The organism is Pontibacter pamirensis, assembly GCF_010015475.1.
GTDB lineage: Bacteria > Bacteroidota > Bacteroidia > Cytophagales > Hymenobacteraceae > Pontibacter > Pontibacter pamirensis.
Genome location: NZ_SSNI01000004.1, coordinates 1 through 17,692, shown reverse-complemented (window position 1 = coordinate 17,692; position 17,692 = coordinate 1). Strand labels below are relative to the sequence as shown.

General features: G+C 48.8%; 13 protein-coding genes. 10 read left to right on the top strand and 3 right to left on the bottom strand.

What is annotated here, in order from left to right; translation table 11 throughout:
- Positions 1–118 precede the first annotated feature (118 nt).
- The 7 genes from E1919_RS05220 to E1919_RS05190 all read left to right on the top strand — a co-directional run bounded on the left by E1919_RS05220 (position 119) and on the right by E1919_RS05190 (position 8,215).
- A complete protein-coding gene (locus E1919_RS05220) occupies positions 119–1,750 on the top strand; it encodes an FAD-dependent oxidoreductase (RefSeq protein WP_162052309.1) in 1,632 nt (543 codons plus the stop codon).
- Between the two features lie 314 nt (positions 1,751–2,064).
- Positions 2,065–2,949: an SH3 domain-containing protein gene (locus E1919_RS05215; RefSeq protein WP_162052308.1), complete on the top strand. Its 885-nt coding sequence runs from the start codon at positions 2,065–2,067 to the stop codon at positions 2,947–2,949.
- Positions 2,950–3,100: 151 nt separating this feature from the next.
- The gene (locus E1919_RS05210; protein ID WP_162052307.1) at positions 3,101–3,586 is read left to right on the top strand and encodes a 3'-5' exonuclease; all 486 of its coding nucleotides are present in this window, start codon (positions 3,101–3,103) and stop codon (positions 3,584–3,586) included.
- 237 nt (positions 3,587–3,823) lie between these two features.
- Positions 3,824–4,210, top strand: a complete 387-nt coding sequence (locus E1919_RS05205) for an acyl-CoA thioesterase (protein ID WP_162052306.1) — start codon at positions 3,824–3,826, stop codon at positions 4,208–4,210.
- 160 nt (positions 4,211–4,370) lie between these two features.
- The gene (locus tag E1919_RS05200) at positions 4,371–5,816 is read left to right on the top strand and encodes an AMP-binding protein (RefSeq protein WP_162052305.1); all 1,446 of its coding nucleotides are present in this window, start codon (positions 4,371–4,373) and stop codon (positions 5,814–5,816) included.
- Positions 5,817–6,935, top strand: coding sequence for a DUF3419 family protein (locus E1919_RS05195; protein ID WP_162052304.1), 1,119 nt, complete (start codon positions 5,817–5,819; stop codon positions 6,933–6,935).
- A gap of 86 nt (positions 6,936–7,021) precedes the next feature.
- Positions 7,022–8,215: an aminoglycoside phosphotransferase family protein gene (locus tag E1919_RS05190; RefSeq protein WP_162052303.1), complete on the top strand. Its 1,194-nt coding sequence runs from the start codon at positions 7,022–7,024 to the stop codon at positions 8,213–8,215.
- Here E1919_RS05190 and E1919_RS05185 read toward each other — a convergent pair.
- Genes E1919_RS05185 through E1919_RS05175 form a run of 3 tightly spaced genes read right to left on the bottom strand, consistent with a single transcriptional unit; the run spans position 8,167 to position 12,702 of the window.
- Positions 8,167–9,234 (bottom strand): hypothetical protein, encoded by a 1,068-nt coding sequence (locus E1919_RS05185; RefSeq protein ID WP_162052302.1) that lies wholly within the window; start codon positions 9,232–9,234, stop codon positions 8,167–8,169. The genes E1919_RS05190 and E1919_RS05185 overlap by 49 nt on opposite strands.
- Position 9,235: 1 nt before the next feature.
- Complete coding sequence (locus tag E1919_RS05180) at positions 9,236–11,803, bottom strand: PEP/pyruvate-binding domain-containing protein (protein WP_162052301.1); 2,568 nt, start codon at positions 11,801–11,803, stop codon at positions 9,236–9,238.
- A 5-nt stretch (positions 11,804–11,808) separates the two neighbouring features.
- Positions 11,809–12,702: a UbiA family prenyltransferase gene (locus tag E1919_RS05175; protein ID WP_162052300.1), complete on the bottom strand. Its 894-nt coding sequence runs from the start codon at positions 12,700–12,702 to the stop codon at positions 11,809–11,811.
- A 135-nt stretch (positions 12,703–12,837) separates the two neighbouring features.
- Between E1919_RS05175 and E1919_RS05170 the strand changes: the two genes are divergently transcribed.
- From E1919_RS05170 to E1919_RS05160, 3 genes are all read left to right on the top strand, one after another.
- On the top strand, positions 12,838–14,976 hold the full coding sequence (locus tag E1919_RS05170; protein ID WP_237144025.1) for an efflux RND transporter permease subunit: 2,139 nt from the start codon (positions 12,838–12,840) through the stop codon (positions 14,974–14,976).
- A 137-nt stretch (positions 14,977–15,113) separates the two neighbouring features.
- On the top strand, positions 15,114–15,497 hold the full coding sequence (locus E1919_RS05165; RefSeq protein ID WP_162052298.1) for a hypothetical protein: 384 nt from the start codon (positions 15,114–15,116) through the stop codon (positions 15,495–15,497).
- 26 nt (positions 15,498–15,523) lie between these two features.
- Positions 15,524–17,185, top strand: coding sequence for an FAD-binding protein (locus E1919_RS05160; RefSeq protein ID WP_162052297.1), 1,662 nt, complete (start codon positions 15,524–15,526; stop codon positions 17,183–17,185).
- The last annotated feature ends 507 nt before the right edge of the window (positions 17,186–17,692 follow it).

Sequence of the window (17,692 nt, the reverse complement as noted above, 5' to 3'; positions counted from 1 at the left end):
TTGAAAACATATAAAGCTGAACCGCCTATTATATTCTCATGTACCGTATAAGCTTTTAGAATACAGCGGGCAACACGAGAAAATAGTTCGCGACGAAACAAGACTTTAGCACCAAGACATGAAAAGAGTAAAGTCATTTCCAACGCTGACAGAGAAGCAGGTTTACATTTTCGAAAAAGAAGGCAATTTAAAAACCTATCAGGCGCAGGAGGTCGTTATTGAGGAGGGCGAACGCGGGTTTGATTTCTTTATTGTATTAGAGGGAGAGGTTGATATAATAGACCCTTTTCAACCGGATACACTTATTACGACCCATACAAAAGGCGAATTCACTGGCGACAGTGACATGCTTTCCCAAAGGGCTTCCGTTTTCAGGGCCGTAGCAAAGACTGATTGTACCCTTATCCGGGTACCGCACAAAAAGCTTTCGGAAATTCTGTCTTCTTACCCTGACCTGAACGACATCCTTATTACGGCCTTTATAATGAGGCGCAAAGAGCTGCTGAAGAAACACGATGCTGGATTTACGCTGCTTGGCTCCAGATTTTCCCCTGAAACATACAGTTTGCGCGAATTTTTTTCTAAGAACCACCTGCGTTACGTCTGGCTAGACCTGGAAAAAGACAAAGAGGCGGAAGAGATATTGCTAAACTTCAACATAAAGCAGGAGGAAACACCTGTTATTATAGATGCTGATTTTAACGTGTACCGTAAGCCTTCGCTACAGGACATCGCGCGGCATACAGGTATAAGCGCCACTATTCAGGAAGACAAATACGATATTCTGATTGTAGGTGCCGGACCTGGCGGACTGGCCGCAAGTGTATATGGCGCCTCCGAAGGTCTGAAAACCATTACCATAGATAAAATAGGACCCGGGGGGCAAGCCGGAAACAGTTCCAAAATAGAAAACTACTTAGGTTTTCCGACAGGCATTTCAGGCAGCGAACTGGCAAACCGCGCCTACACACAGGCACAAAAGTTCGGTTGCACGGTGTCTGTACCCATGGAAGCTGATACACTGATACGCCACAAAAACCATTTTGAGTTAAAGACAAAAGATGGAAAATCAATATTCGCCAGTACTGTGATTGCCGCTTCGGGTGCAAAGTACCGCAGCCTGGAAGTAGAAAACATAGATTTCTATAAAGGAAGAGGCGTGTTTTATGGCGCTACAACCACCGAAGCAAACACTTGCCAGAAAGAAGAAGTGGCTATTGTGGGCGGAGGAAACTCGGCAGGCCAGGCAGCCATGTTCCTCGCCACTTTCGCAGCCAAAGTACACCTAATTATTCGGGGTGATACTTTAGAAAACAGTATGTCTTCTTACCTCATCAAACGCGTGGAGAATGAACCGAAAATTCAGGTGCATATCAATTCAGAGGTCACAGCTTTGGAAGGCGAAGAGCACTTGGAAAAGGTGACACTAACCAACAACATAAGCAATGAAAAAAGCAGCCTGCGTTTACGGAACCTGTTCCTTTTTATCGGCGCTGTTCCTGCCAGTGATTGGTTACAGAACCTGATATGCATGGATAGAAAAGGGTTTGTTTTGACTGGAAATGAACTTAGCGCATACGATTTACAGTGCTTCCACTGGGATTTAGATCGCCCGCCCTACCCTCTGGAAACTTCACAGCCTGGTCTGTTTGCCGTTGGCGACTTACGCAGCGGCTCTGCCAAGCGGGTAGCCTCCAGCGTTGGTGAAGGCGCCATGGCCATTAGCTTTATTCATAACTTTTTCTCTTAAAAAATTCTCCGAAGGGGTAAATTTCAAACTGATTGTAAAGCCAGCTTCAAAAGTAAAATGCTTGTTCTCACTCTAAGACCAAGCTATAGCCTTAAGTATAATATTTATCACTATTCATATAAGTTAAAGAAATTAATAAACATTTAAACACTTAAGATCATCAGGATGCAAAACAAAATATCTTTACTTAAACCCTCTAAAAACGTTTGCTAGTTATTCACCACTTGTAGACTTGGCAGAATTATAAAAAATAAAAAATTATACATTGTTTATATTTACAAACATATTATGTTTGCTATATAAACAACAGATACATGAAAATTTTCTACAAGTACTTATTTACTATGCTGGTCTGCATGCTCTTTTTTGTAGCTGCACAGGCACAAGATTATCGCATCAGCGCTTCTTCCGGAGCGAACATCAGGAAAGGCCCCGGCACCGAACAGCCGGTAATTGCTAAAATACCCCAAGGCTCCAACGTTAAGCTAATTGAACGCACCAACAGTAAATGGGTGAAAGTGTCCTACAGCGGGCAAACAGGCTATGTTGCTTCTGAACTGGTAACAGAGGATAAAGAGCAGAACCGGAATAGCAACAGCGGTAACAGCAACGTTAGAAACGCTTCTTCTAATTCCGGCTCGAAAGGCAGAAACAACAATACTTCCAGCCGTTCCACCTCTTCCTCTTCAAGTAAGAATATTGGTATCGGCCTCCGCTTTGGCGACCCTGCAGGCATCACTTTCAAAAAGTATAGCGGAAACACCGCCTGGGAGATAACCCTGGGCAGATCTTATCGTTGGGGCTACCGCTACGATGACCGCTTCTACCGTTACGACGGTTTCGACAACAGAAAACTATATGACTACAAAGGCCACAATGCCGGGCCTACAACCGCCCTACAGGTGCATTGGCTGAAACACCATGATATTACAGGTGCCAACGGACTACAGTTCTATTATGGAGTTGGTCCGCAGGTACGTTTCACCAACGTGCATTACAGGTACAAGTATGATGACGATGAATACTATGAAAGCTTTACAGATCTTGACCTGGGAGTGGATGGTGTTATAGGGCTGGAGTATACTTTTGATGAAGTGCCTTTTTCTATTTTCCTGGATGCAAATGCTTTCATTGAAGTATTTGATGCTCCAGGTTGGATACATGGCCAAAGCGGTATAGGCGTACGCTACAATTTCTAATACTATAGTTTGCATTGAGAGCTGAAATGGCCTCGCGGTATGTACCGTGAGGCCATTTTGGTGCAACCCTCTACCACATCCCCGGTACCTGCCTTTGATATTCAGGCAGGTGCTGCCTATCTTGCCGGATACAAACCATTAGCACCCCCTCATGAGTCACTCTTTTACCGCCATTGATTTTGAAACCGCGCAAGGCAAGCGCTGGAGCATATGCCAGATTGGATTAGTCCGGGTGGAGAACGGGCAGATATCTCAAAGGCTAAACAAACTGGTGTGCCCGCCTGACAATTTCTACTTCTATCGCAACACAGAGATACACGGCATTTCAGCAGCCGACACCTGCACCGCCCCCACCTTCGACAAAGTGTGGCAACAGATAAAACCTTACATCGAGCACCAGACTGTAGTCGCTCACAACGGTGCCTTCGACTTCAGCTGCCTGCGCCATACCCTTGATTATTATAAGGTGCAACAGCCGACTTACGAGCAGCAGTGTACTTACAAAATCTTCAAGAAAGGCCTTGCGCAGCTATGCCAGGAATACCGAATACAACTGAACCACCACGATGCCCTAAGTGATGCCCTGGCGTGTGCCGCTTTATACATGAGGCACCTGCGCAGTTTAGAGACCGCTTAACTTATACTTTGGATTGGCTGTTTGACATTAGAGCATGTTTAAATTTTGTTTTTGTAAGCGAAAATTGACCATAAAGGGTTCTGTCGAAACGGTTTTGGAGCTTCATAGCAGCGCTATGGAGCGAGAAAACTATGAAATCATGTTCCTTTAGGGGCGGCTTGCAGCGCAAAGGATGAATTTTAAACATGCTCTTAAAGCCATAGACTCTCGTGTGTTTTCCCACAGTTAAAAAGATAAATGACCTTAATAGACCGCATCAGAAAATCAGAAACACGCATCTTCAAAGCCGTGTTTCCAAACACCACCAACCACTACGACACCCTTTTTGGAGGCGCTGCCATGCAGCTGATGGAAGAAGTGGCTTTCATTACCGCCACCCGTTTCAGCCGGCAGCGCATGGTAACTGTCAGCAGCGACAAAATTGACTTTAACAAGCCAATCCCAGCAGGTACCATCATCGAGCTTATCGGTACTGTGACCAAAGTTGGTAATACCAGCATCAAGGTTCGAGTGGTTATCGATATAGAACAGATGTATTCTGACCATAGAGAGAATGCCATCAGTGGTCAATTTACCTTTGTTGCTATTGATGAAAACAAACAGCCTGTTCCTATATTGAGGTAAGGTTTACTTCATTTTAGCAGCTTTGTCATATCACCAATAAATATCTTTCGAATAGCAGCATCAGCACAAAAAGCACAACTGCCGGAGGCGCAGGCTTTCCATATATTTTCTTATCTTTTGTTTCGGAAACAGCCTTAAGATAACAGAACCTGCACCGCCCATGACGCACAACTTTTTTGAAAACATGTATGCGTCCCGTCATACTTACCAGGATCGGGAGCTCATCGTCTGGCCAACGGGCGGAAAAGACCTCGCCTCCGTTTCATACACAGGCAAAGACATAAATTTAAAGATTGCTGCTATCAGGCAGGCTTTGGAAGCGCTGCCCGTACAGAATGGGCAAAAGGTGCTGTTAGCGATGCCCGTTGGGTTCAACCTGATTTGTTCCTTACTGGCGGTAATGGCCACAGGGGCCGCTCCCGTCTTACCGCCTGCCAAGTTTTCAAAAGCCGCGCTTCTCAAGCTGTTGCACAGGAGCAACATTAAAGTCGTGCTGCTAGCTGATAAACCTTCTTTCCTGTTCAGGTTGTTGGGAAAAGTGCTGGACATAAAACTACTCTTTATACACAAGCAATCAGCAGATAAAGCGGCCTTATGGTTACCACCAGAACCTGTTTCTCCAAATCAGCCTGCCCTTGTCTCGCATAGTTCTGGTTCTACGGGCAAGTCAAAGCAAATTTACAGGAGCCACCGTGTGCTGCAGGCACAGCACACGGTATTGAAAGCCATATTCCCGCCCTTGCCGGCACAACGCGACTTCCCCCTTTTCCCGAACATCCTGCTTCACAACCTGTCTTTGGGTATCACCAGCGTGTTGCCGGACCTGCCCTGGGCTGACCTAACACAACTGAAACCAGCGCGTATTGTGGCGCAAATAAAACAGCAGCAAATAGATACCTTAACCGGAAATTTATATTATTTTAGGAAGCTGTATGCTTACCTGCAGCAACATCCCGATGTAATGTCCCAGGTGCAGGCCATCGGGATGGGGGGCTCTCCAATCACGGAGAGGCTGGCGCATGACTTAAAAGAATTTTTCCCAAAGGCAACGGTTTATATCATATATGGGTCCTCAGAAGCAGAACCCATCGCTGTCAGGAAAGTGGGTTCTCAGAAAGAGGCTCCTCACAAAGGATATGCTGTTGGGGCAGTATACCCTTCACTGACATATAAAATAGAAGCCATTGGGGATGTAGTGTTGCCTGACGGCACTGCACATAGTGTGGGTGAAATAAAAGTGCAGGGTGCACACGTGGCCACATCCGGTACAGAAGGCTGGTTGAGCACAGGTGATTTCGGATACGTGGATGAAAAGAACGTCCTCTTCCTCACAGGCCGGAAGGGAAACGAGCAGCTGCACAGCGGCGTGCAGCATTACCAGGTGGAGCATGTGCTGCGGCACCAGCCGGGTATAGCCAGGGCTGCGGCACAAGCTACAGCAGAAGGGTTTGATGTGTATATAGAAGGCCCAGCAAAGGAAATTGAAATAAGGCAGGCGCTGCAGCAGTATTTTCCCGCTCAGATTGTACATCGGGTTCTCTTCAGGGAGCAGTTACCTGTGGATGCACGCCATCATTCAAAGATACTTTACTCAAATTTAAAATAAATGCACTCGGAGTTTTACAATGTGGCGCTGGACAGGATTCGCTATTCCCTGGTTTGGGAAGACAGCAACACCCTGTACAAAGGCTTGGAGTTACAGCCTGATGACCAGGTGCTGGTCATCACCTCGGCGGGCTGCAATGTGCTGAATGCCCTTCTAAAAGCTCCCGCCAGCGTAACAGCCATCGACCTGAACCCGGTACAGAACAAGCTGCTGCTACTCAAAAAGCAACTCATCCTGAATTACGACTACGTTACTTTCCGGGCGCTACTTGGGCTGGATGGGCCTGAGAAGGTGACGCTAGCCTGGCATCAAAGTCAGGCTACCTTACCAGAGGATATGCGCAGGTACTGGTCTCCATTCTTTCAAAGCCACCCTAACGGGCTGATGGCAGCAGGAAAACTGGAAACCTATTTAAATGGCTTTTATGGCACCTTAAACAGCAGCCTGCAGGAGAAACTGAAGCAGCTCATAACATTCAATGATGTGGAGGCACAGCATCGCTTCTTTTTAAAAGAGTTGCACAGCACACCTTTCCAGAAGCAGTTTACTTTTTATTTTGATGAAGCCAACCTGAGCAAGGGGCGCGACCCGAAGCTGTTTAAGTATGCGGCAGAATCAGGCGGCGCTGCCTTTTATCAGCGGCTGCTCGCACAGGTAGCCTCTGTTCTGGTGAGGGATAACTTCTTTTTCAGGTTCTTCTTTTTCGGCGCTGTTGGTATACCCCCAGAGCTCTTGCCGCCCTGCTACCAGGAGCAGAACTTTACGCTGCTACAGGAACAGCTGCACAAGCTGAAGGTGGTGAACGCAGAGGCCATAGATTATCTTTTGTCACAGGAGGGCAAGCATATAAACAAGGCCAGTTTGTCTAACATTTTTGAGTACACCAGCCATGAGGAATTCGAACAGGTATACCAGCGGCTGTTCGCTGACCCGGTCAGAAACCTACGCATGATTTTCTGGAATCTGCTACAGGAGCAAGGTGCCGGTATAGCCGCTGATAATTGGCTGAACGCGCCTCTTTCAGCAGCCCTTTCCAAAACAGATGCCTGTTTCTACTTCCGTAACGTGCGGGTGCAGGCCAATGTGTGTTCAGAGACAAGTGCTTCTTGTAGTGCATAGGCTGCGGAATCTACACTGAGAGGCTTAACTTACATGATAGCAGCAAGATTATGTTCCTTATATCTTCACTTTAACCCAGCACTACTATGGAGTCAGTTTATTTTACCGCGCCTTTCATTCAGATGCTGATGCGGGAGCATGCGCCTGAACAGCATATAAAAGTGCAGCAAGTGACGCCGCTTCCGGTAGATAACTCCGCCAGTATACTGGTGGTGCTCACAGCAGGCAACACAGATAAACGCATCGGCCACTATGGGCTGGAAGTAAGCTACGAGGCGGGTGGAAAAACGGAGAAGCGCCACATGGTGCTGAAAGTGAAGCCGCATGGCGATGAGATTGTAGCCATGCTGAACAACCTAGCGCAGGCATGTAGCGGAGACCTGGCTGAAGTGTATGACCGCTATAAAGCACTGACTGGTTTCCAGCATACGCACATGCGCGAACTGGAAGTTTACGGAAAGCTGATGCATCCACTAATGCCAGAAATCTATGGCCTGCATGCTGAACCAGGCAACGGTAATTACCTCATTTTGATGGAGTACCTGGAAGAGGTGGAGCTTCTGAATACTGTGATGGCACCAGAGCAGTGGACGGATACCCACATCCGGACAGCACTTAAAAGTATAGCCGCCTGGCACGCAACGCATATAAACAAAGAACTTCCCATTGACAAAATCTTTTGGCCGGACGCGCCCTCCAAAGCCTATATGCAGGAACTCAGTCCGCTGTGGCAGGTGCTGCTGCAAAACGCTGCCGGGCGGTATCCTGCGCTTTATACGCCAGCCCGTGTGGCGCTCCTGCAGGAAGCCATCGAACAAATACCGGCTTACTGGCAGGAACTGGAGCGGATGCCCATGACGTTCGTGCACAACGACCTGAACCCGCGCAACACCTGTTTTAAGCGGCAGGGGGAAAAACTGGAGTTTTGTGTCTACGACTGGGAGCTTTCGACCTGGCACGTGCCGCAGTATGATGTGCTGGAGTTACTTTGCTTTGTGCTGGATGAAGAGAAATATCTATTGCGGGAGGAGTACCTGGAGTTTTACAGAAAAGAACTGCACCAACTCACTGGACTGTTCGAGGACCAGGAACAGTTCCGCAAAGGCTTTTACCTATCCGCTTACGACTTCGGCCTCCACCGCCTAGGCATGTACATGATGGCGCATTCCGTGAGCCCCTACCCTTTCCTGCCACGTGTGGTGAACAGCTTTTTCAATACACTTGAGCAGGGTCAGGCACTCACGCGTTTTTCAAACAAAGCATACCTGGCCAACTCGTAAGGGAGCATATCGGTAAAGTGGGTGGAGTAGTTGTCGGAGCGCATGAGGCAGAAAATCACCTCTTCGTATAGCTCCTGAAAGCAGAGCATGCCATAGGCCCCCAGGTAATTCATCAGTCCCTGCCCTCGAAAATCAGGGTGCACGCCCACTGATTTGGCCAGCAGCACTTTATGCTTCAGCCTCGGATAATCCTGTGCAAAGGAAGGCGATACGGAGGCAGGTAAACGCAGGGGCTGGTAATTCGGGTGGCAAAAGCTCATGGCCGCAAACCTGCCGGACGCTTTGTGCCGGAACAGGACAGAGGAACGCGGGCAAAGTTTCTGAGCAAATTTATCATTATACAGCATGTTAAACTGCTCCCTGGAAACTGGCTTATAGGCTGGGTTGCTCCCAAAGACATGATGTACTAGTTCAAAGATCTCGGTTGCATATTGCTGCCATACCTCGGGAGTTAGTGGCACAAAGTCGTAAGGTATTTTCTTCAGCTCATCCAGGAACAGCTTCTTATCAGAGTAAACAGCAGGTATATCCTCTTTGCAAATGCGCCTGCTCTCGAAGGTGCTTTTTTGCTCATAACCCAGTTGCGCCAGTATCGCACCATAATAGCTTGGGTTGACAGGCTCCCTATCAAAAGCACCCCAAGAGGGCGCCTCTCCCAAGCGCAACCGGTACCGCTGAAAAGTATTGAAATCAAGAGGTCCTGTAATGTTTATTCTATCTCTTTCGGCAACATCCGCTTGGAGTAAAGCAAATGCCTGCTTGTTCAGGGGCAGGTTGTCTGTTGTTTCCCAAAAACCGAAATGCGCCTCTCTCCCATCATGCGGAAAAATTCCCACCAGCCGTAGTTGCTGGTGGTCTGTGTACAGGATAATTTCATTTCGCTCTGACTCCAACTCGAAAAGCCTCTGAACTGCAGCGGTATCCTCTTGCTGCTTATAAGGGAGCTTTGCATAGCGTGGAGGTACCAGTGTAAAAAAAGACTCCGGCAAGGTGCCGGTATAATGGAAACGTTCCAGCATACTACACAACTTGTATTTCTCCTGTGCTGCCATTCATCAGCACCTGCTCCCCAGACTTCAGGCGCTTTGTTAGCCCGGGAACGTTGATGATCGTGGGTATGCCCAGTTCCCGCAACAGAATAACGGAGTGCGAAAGCGAAGATCCTTTCTCTATCAATGCACCCAGGCAGGTAGGAAAAAGTGCTGCCCAGCCCGGGTCAGTGCGAAGCGCGCAGATAATTTTCCCGGACACATTCAGGTCTCCCCCCGGCTCTGTAATAACCAGCACCTCTCCCGTCACCACACCCTGGAAGCAGCCTGTGCCCCGCAGCATGCCCGCCTCCTCAGTTTGGGCTAAACGAGTTTCAACAGGCGGACTTGGCACCACCACCCGGGCCGGCACCTCCTCCTTTCTGTAAAGATTAAGCTCCATGTTCCTGCGCTGCACTTTACCAGCTAAACCTGCTGTAGCAATACCACATAAAGCCTGCTCTATCTCCTGCTCTTCCAGGTAAAAAACATCTCTGGCTGCTGCCAAAATTCCCTGTTCCTGCAGGTAAGTGCCCATGCGCAGGTAGAGCGCCCTGTACATCCCGAACAGACGCGTGCGCTCTAACCGCAAAGATTCGCGGTAGCGGATTGCCTGTTGCAGTTTCTGAAGGCTGTTTCTTACGCTTCGCCGGAAGAGTTTTCCCCTACTCCTCAACAGATGCTGCAATTCTACTTCGGCTTCAATTTTTAAGCTGGTATTGCTCTCCTGCACAGGTGCAGGCGCTGCATCAGATACTAGGTAATTGCGCAGGTACTTGTAAAAGATGAGGGGCTGCAGGCGCATGGTCTGGGTTTCCAGTTTCAGTTCACCCACCGTGCGGTCGCCGTATTGGGAGATAAAAGCTTCTGCCTGCGCATGAAAAGCGGAAAACTTTTCCAGCACCTGCTGATGGATGTTGTCGGGTAAAGCAAGAATCAAAGCTCTAAGTTCTTCCAGTGGCCAGGCTTGGTGAGCTAAAACCTGCATGGCACGGGTGGGCTGCGTGCTTTCTATCTGGTGGTCTCCGGAGAGGTAGCGGCTCAGGAACTCATCTGTGTCCTGAACGCCTGCTTTCTTCAGCTTGCGGGCCACCCTGCCATTCATCATCATCACATAAAAATCATTGATGATGGGAGTCGTCCAGTTTTGCAGCAGTTCCCTGTCCAGCTGCTTTTTCAGGTTTAGCAGTTCTTCAGGACTCAGCTGATTTAGATGCTGCTGGTAAAAGTGGCTGTAGTGTTTCTGAAAATGGGCATGAAAAGCGGGTACAGCGGCATGTAACCTGCTGAAGGCCCAGAGCAAACGGGAGAGGTTGATGACCAGGCCGGGCAACAGCTTTATTTTTTCCAGTAGCGTCTTCTCCCTATCCTCCACAAAATCTACTGGCTCTTCCAGGCCCATCATCCGCTCCATGTCGGCTTTGTTCTGTTTGAACGACGGGAGCAGATGCAGCCCTCTGTACCAGTTGTTGATGTTGTAGTAGATTCTTCCTTTTACCAGCCCTAACAACTGCGTCACCACCTGCTCCTGCGCCTGAATGGTTTTTCCGGGTAAGCCCAGCACCTGCATCGTCTGCCGGTAAACGGTGGCATAGGCGCGGCTGGCAAAGCTAAAGGTAAGCGGAGTGGTTACGCCGCAGTAGCTTTCCTGTATGTTAGAATTGTCGTATACCACAACTTCGGGTATAGCTTGCGTAACAGGCCGCGCCTGCACGATAAAAACAGCGTTTTCGCTAACCACAAATTCTATATCCTGCGGATAAGCAAAAGCTTTTTCTACATGCGTTCCGATGGCATAGAGCTCCTGTAGCTGCGAAGCCGTAAGGCATGCTGCAGTTTGCCGCTCTTCCGCTACGTTTGCCGTTTGCAGACCAACGGCCTCCTCTGTGATGAAGTGCGCCTCTTTCTGAGCTAGTACGCTCCGATGCACAATACCTGTGCTTTTCAAGAAATAAAATTCATCTGCATCCACAGCTCCCTGCACCAATCCCTCCCCAAAGCCCCAGGTGGCATGTATAGCCAGTTCCTGCGGATACTCCGGAAAGGTGGTGAACATGACTCCGCTAGCAACGGGCTGCACCTGCCGCTGCAAGATAACAGCGGGCCTGGCTTCAAACGTTAAGCCTTTCATTTTGCGGTAAGCAAGAGCCCTGTCGGAGTAAGCGCTGGCGGTGCAAAGAGATATGGCTTTGCGTACATCCTCCAGCGTGGTCAGGTTCAGGAAGGAATCCATGATGCCGGGGAAAGCATCCTGCTGCCCGTCTTCATCGGCGATGGAAGACCGCACAACCACCGGCTGTTGCGGAAAGCCCCAGCTTTTCAATAAGTGTTCTATTGCAGATAAAGTGGAAGCAGGAAGAATAAATTGCAAGAGTTGCCCTTTCCGTTGTGCCGCTGCCGCTTCGGTTGGAGGCAGATTTTTTATGGCTTTGTCAAACACCTCGGCTGGAATCACCGCAAATTCCGGAACGGGAAAGCCAATATCCTTAAGCCTGAAAAGCCCGCAGGCTTTGCCGCCGATGGTGTACTTCTTTGCCTCTTGCTGGTTCTGTAGGAGCATACTTTTTATCTGAAATATACCTCCACTATGATAGACAGGTAACTCACCAGCATGAAAAGAGAAACGAAAACCTCCGCCATTTTCAGTGTTCTTTCCTGCGGCTTCCGGATAGAGAAAACGTAAAGGCTGAGGGTAGCCATGTACAGCACCCCCAGCAGTACATATGGCCACAATCGGGCCTGCAGCATCCACAGCAGGTAACTCTGTACCGCAATCCCGAGAAGTAAGATAACCAGCACACTCACAATGGCCACCACATACCCCATCGACTTGGAATAGGAATCCACCAGTTCCCGCTCGGCCTCCTGCGCGTGTATTTTCCGGGCTATTTCAAAAGAAAAGCCGCCTAGCAAACTCAGCATCGCCAACATGAAAAAGGTGGTGGAGAGGCCGTAGCTCTGCACATAAGCAGACCATATCCAGAGAATCACGAGGGGCATGATGAGCATATGTGTGATAGCATAGAGCACCAGCCGCTTCTTCAGGAAGTCGCTCACAAAAAATTCGTACCGCATCAGCAAGCTATAGCCCACTGCCAAAGCCCAACAAACAAACGTAGGGATACCCATCAGCCAGGCCCATGCAAACTCCAGCACCGCGCCAACAACAGCTAAAAGCACCAGTTGCTTTATACTTACCCGCCCCGATTGCAGCACTCGCTGCGGATGGTTTATCGCATCCAAGTCGTAGTCTTTTATCTCGTCGAACACCCGCAGCCGGTAGAAAAATGAAATGGTGGCCACTATACCCAAACCCTCTTTCCAGCCAAAGGCAGAAGGCCCTGCTACCGACGAAAACCAGGTAGCCACGGCATGCACGGTCAGGAAAAGAATGGCAAACAAGGCCATGTTGATGACAGGAAATCGCTCTTTGAAATAAGCCCACAGGTTACTTGCCATAAACAATTGTTATTGAATATATTTGGTAAATATATAGCTTTTATGCTTCGTCTGCTACATAGGTTTCGTTATGCGTTGCTACTGCTTATCGCTGTAGTTTGCCTACTGTTGTGGCCTGGCGTAAAGTCAGCTGTGGTGGTTGACAACAGCCTGACCGTCTGGTTTCTGGAAGATGACCCGGCCCTGATTCCGTACCGCACTTTCCAGGAGCGCTTCGGCAACGATGAGGTCATTATACTGGTAGTCAAAGATAAAAAAAGTCTGCTTTCGCAAAAGCATTTTAACGCATTTATCAAGTTGAGCGAGGAACTGGAGACTATACCTGAAGTGGCTGGAGTGTTGGGGCCTGGCAACGCCACCATCGCTACGTACAGCCCCCTTGGCTCCACTACCCGGTCGCTGCTTACCTCCAATACAGACACAGCCCAGGTAAAGATGACATTAACAGAGCAGCCCATCCTGCGCCAGCAATTTTTCACTGATAACTATAAAGCTGCCCGTTTCCTGATTGTATTGAAAACACTTCCTGATTTCGATATCAGAAGAGGGGAAATAATTGACAACGTAGAGCAGGTAATAGCGCAACACCTTACCGGAGACAGCTATCACCTAGGAGGCGTGGGCGTTATATTTGCAGGCCTTAACAAGCTCTCGCAGCAGGATTTCGGATTCTTTTTAGGGTTAGGTTACCTGATGATGTTCCTGCTCATCCTGATCATCTACCGGAAACCGCTACTGCTGGTATACGCTCTCGGCACCGTTGCCCTCGCCACTTACATGACACTGGGAATATATGGAGCCCTTGGTTTTCGATTAAACCTGATGACAACGCTCCTGCCTATTATCATTATCCTATTAGGTATAATGGATGTGCTGCATGTGCTGAATGAGCGGAATCAGCTTAGCCAGATAAATCAGGAAAATTTAAATCCGAAAGAGGCTGCGCTTGCTGCTTTAAGCCATGTTTTCCGGCCCTGCCTTTTTACCTCCCTCACCACCATGGCAGGTTTCCTGGCTTTGGCAGTAAGTCCAATGGCTATTCTGCAGAGCTTTGGTGTTTTTGCAGCGCTGGGGATTTTCCTTTGCCTGGTTTTTACTTTTGTACTGGGTGTTCTGATACTCCCTCATACCAAACCCGCTATGCAGTCAACCAAAGTTGCCAGCACAGGAATGGCACGTTTGCTGACTTTTGTGCTACAGCGGCAGCCCCTCTTCACACTGATGTCCCTCCTGCTGGTTCTCACCAGTATAATGGGTATGTTCAGGTTGAAGAGCGACACCTATACCCTCGGTTATTTCCCGCAGGAGCACGCTGTTGTAACCGATCACCAAGCTATGGAGGCTGCCTGGGGACCGTACATGCCGCTGGAGCTTTTGGTGCAGCCTGTGGATGGAAAGCAGCTGCATGACAAGGAGATAGTACAGGCAGCCCTGTCTTTTGCAGACTCGGCCAGACAGTTAAGAGGCGTCGGGCAGGTGTTTGGATTTCACTCGCTTTACCAGGCAGGTATGGAAGCGCAGTATAAAGAAAAAGGCAGCCGGATGCTTCAAAGCCAGTTTTACCTAACGCAGGTGCAAAAGCAACTTGCAACAGATTACCCTCAGCTAACAGAGCAGTTTATTCATGCCCCCACTCAAACTGGCCGTATCACTATCTTTGGCACGATGGCATCGGCCAGCGAACTGAATGCTAAAATGGATTCGCTCCTGCAGTTCTCCTCTACCACACTAGGTAAAGTGGCAACCGTTACTCCCTCCGGTTATCAGCCCTTGTATGCCGACATTGTGCAGTATGTCACTACCTCCCAGGTCAACAGCCTGCTGCTGGCCCTGCTGCTCGTTTTCCTGCTGGTGTGGCTGTTTATCCGCAACCTGAAACTGGCTGTTCTTTCACTTTTACCAAACTTCTTCCCCATTCTCCTGATGCTGGGCTTCATGGGCTGGATGGGCATTTACCTGGACACAGCTACTGCCAGTATAGCGGCAATTGTGCTAAGTTTCTGTGTGGATGATACCATTCACTTTATTTATCATTACCAGCAGCGCCGCAAAATTGGCCAACCTGCCGCCGCAGCGCGCCTCTCCACCATGAAACATGTCGGCCCTGCTATTGTCATTACAAGCCTAGTGCTGTTTTTTGGCTATGCACTGATGATTTTCGGCTCTCTTAAAACGGTGGAGTTATTCGGTATTCTCACTGCCCTGGCCATTGCAGGTGCCCTTTACAGTCAGCTCTTTATCTTCCCGCTGCTCCTGAAGCGCTTCGACAAATAATTTATACAAGGTTACCAACTCTTTACTACAAAACATTTTTATCTTTATATTAGATTATTTTTATAATTGCTCGTAATTATACTTCGAAGTACCGCATACTGTTCCCTGTTGATTTACCACCAGAAAATCAGCTTCCCATGATATCCTCTGTCAGTTCATCTCCCATTAAAACATGGTTCCGGACCTGTGCAGTGCTGGCACTCCTGCTGCTGGAGTCCTGTGCTGTTACTGATACCGTCGTTTCCAGAAACACGTCCGATCAGCCGGAGCGTGCCCGGCACTTGTCACACGTAGGCGCCACCCATTGGTCCTACTTATGGGGTTTGCTGCCAGCGGAGAACTGGGATGCCGGGTGCCAGCCGGGTAGCGACATGACACGGGTAAGGGTGCGGACAAATCCTTTGTTCATTACCGTTTCTTTTCTGAGCCTTGGCCTTGTGGTGCCGCAGCGGCTGGAATGGGACTGTGCCCCACCCAACAGAGGCACGGGCACTATTGGTACAGATGGTGCAGATAACTAAGTGCTACAAATTTAATCCTGTTCTATATGCCGTCACTGCCACCAGGTATAGAGCCATTTTACCCGGAAGATCCATGGGAGAATGCGCATCAGAATTTTAAGCACCGGTTTAAGCCGGGTGCTTCCTACACGCTCCGTGTTTACTCCAATGAGTCGCGGATAGAAGATTATAATGCAACAACGGCCAACATGCAGTGGCTTATCCGGAACGCCATCAATACCAATACCCCGTTTAGGGCGATGGGCAATAACTGGTCCTTCTCCCTGGTAGCAATGTGCAACGGAGGCATGCTGAATACAAAGGCGCTTAACCTCCGTTTTAGACTGGGCAACTCTTCCCTATCACAGGCTTACCTGCAAAGCGGCAAATCAAAAGAGGATTTGATTTTCGTGCAGTGCGGCATGAGCATCCTGGAACTGAATGAAGTATTAGAATTGCAGTACAGACGCAGCATCAAAGCCTCAGGCGGCAGCAACGGACAGTCGATAGCAGGCGCTACGGCTACAGGTACCCATGGCGGCGCCCTCTATACCGGTGCGGTGCATGACACCATTGTTGGCCTGCACCTGGTAACCGGACCAAACCGGCATGTGTGGCTCGAACGGGCTTCCGCTCCTGTTGTTTCTGATTCCTTTATTCAGGCGCTTGGCACCAGGCTCATCAGAGATGATGATATGTTCAACGCAGCCGTCATCAGCTTTGGCAGCTTCGGAATTATTCATGGCGTGATGCTGCAGACAGAGCCAATTTTTCTGCTGGAGGAGTTCCGCTTCGACAACATCCCTTACACACCGGAGCTAAAGAGAATAATAGAGGAGCAGGATATGACAAGGCTGCGCATTCTACTTAACCAGTTAGCTGATGAAAGCGGTTTGCCCAATCACCTGAAGGTTAAAATGCCGGAAGAAAGCCCAACTAGGAAACTGTACCACCTGGAGGTGGCGCTTAACCCGCACAATTTTGAAAAGAACAGCAGGGAGAAAGGCATTTACATCCGGATGTTTTATAAAATACCCTGCCCTCCTACCTACCAACCCGTCTTAAACCGAACTGATAGCGGGCGCACCTATAGCCAGGATCTCAATGGCATTATCTCACAGGTATTAGATGCTGCAGGCCCTACCCTGAACATGCTGACGATAAAACCACTCGTGAACAGATTCTTCCAAAGCACCCTCCGGGCAGCGCAACCCGCACCGAAGACCATGGGAGAGACATTCCGCCATACCCGCTTTAAAGGACAGATAGCAAGTGCCGCACTGGCAGTCGCTACGACAGATGTTTTCCGGGTGATAGAGGTGATTCTGGAGTTGAACAAGCAGCGCCCTTTTGCAGGCGGCATTGCCTTGCGCTTTGTGAAAGGAACAGCCGCTCTGCTTGGCTTCACCAAATTTAAGAAATCCTGTGTGCTGGAAATGGATGGCGTGGATGCGGATATAACCAGGAGCTTTTTCAGAGAAGTATGGCTACGGCTGGAAGCAAACCACATTCCCTATACGTTACACTGGGGTAAGCTTAATTTTATACTGAACGAACAGCGCGTGCGACGCATGTACGGCGATGTGAACGTAAATAAATGGCTTCGCTGCCGGGCTTTGCTGCTTGATGCGCCAACCAGACGGGTGTTTACTAACGATTTTATGATCCAGTGTGGATTAGATAAGGCTCCACCAGTCCCATTTGCTTGAGTTTTGGATTATGTATTTTGCCTTGTATACCTGATGTTGATGTTAACAGCGGGCGTTGCAGAAGTAGGACTGTACTTCTGCAACGCCCGCTGTGTGCCTTGAATCATTCAAAATTTGCCCCAGATACAAAAGGTATTCTACCTCCTGATTATGCGGCTTGTACTGTATCCGCTCCTACTTGTCACAGGGTTAAGGGGCATTCCTTTAGTATAAATTAAATTACAACAGTATGAGTGGCATGTTTTATATGAACCTTTTGGCCTCAGCACTTTTAACATAGTAAAACTACAAGTTAAGTAATAAGGATGCTCACTTATGTAGGTTTCATAGAATGATAAAGAAGAAGCTGTTTAGAATTTAAAGAACCTCCAAAGAATTAGGCTGGTAAAAGTGTTTGCAAAGACATTTCAACCTAAACCTAATCCGATGGAAGTCATAAGCGAAGATAGCATAAACCGCTGGATAGTGCCGCATCTGAGCGTGGGCAAAAAGGTCCCAAGCTACAGG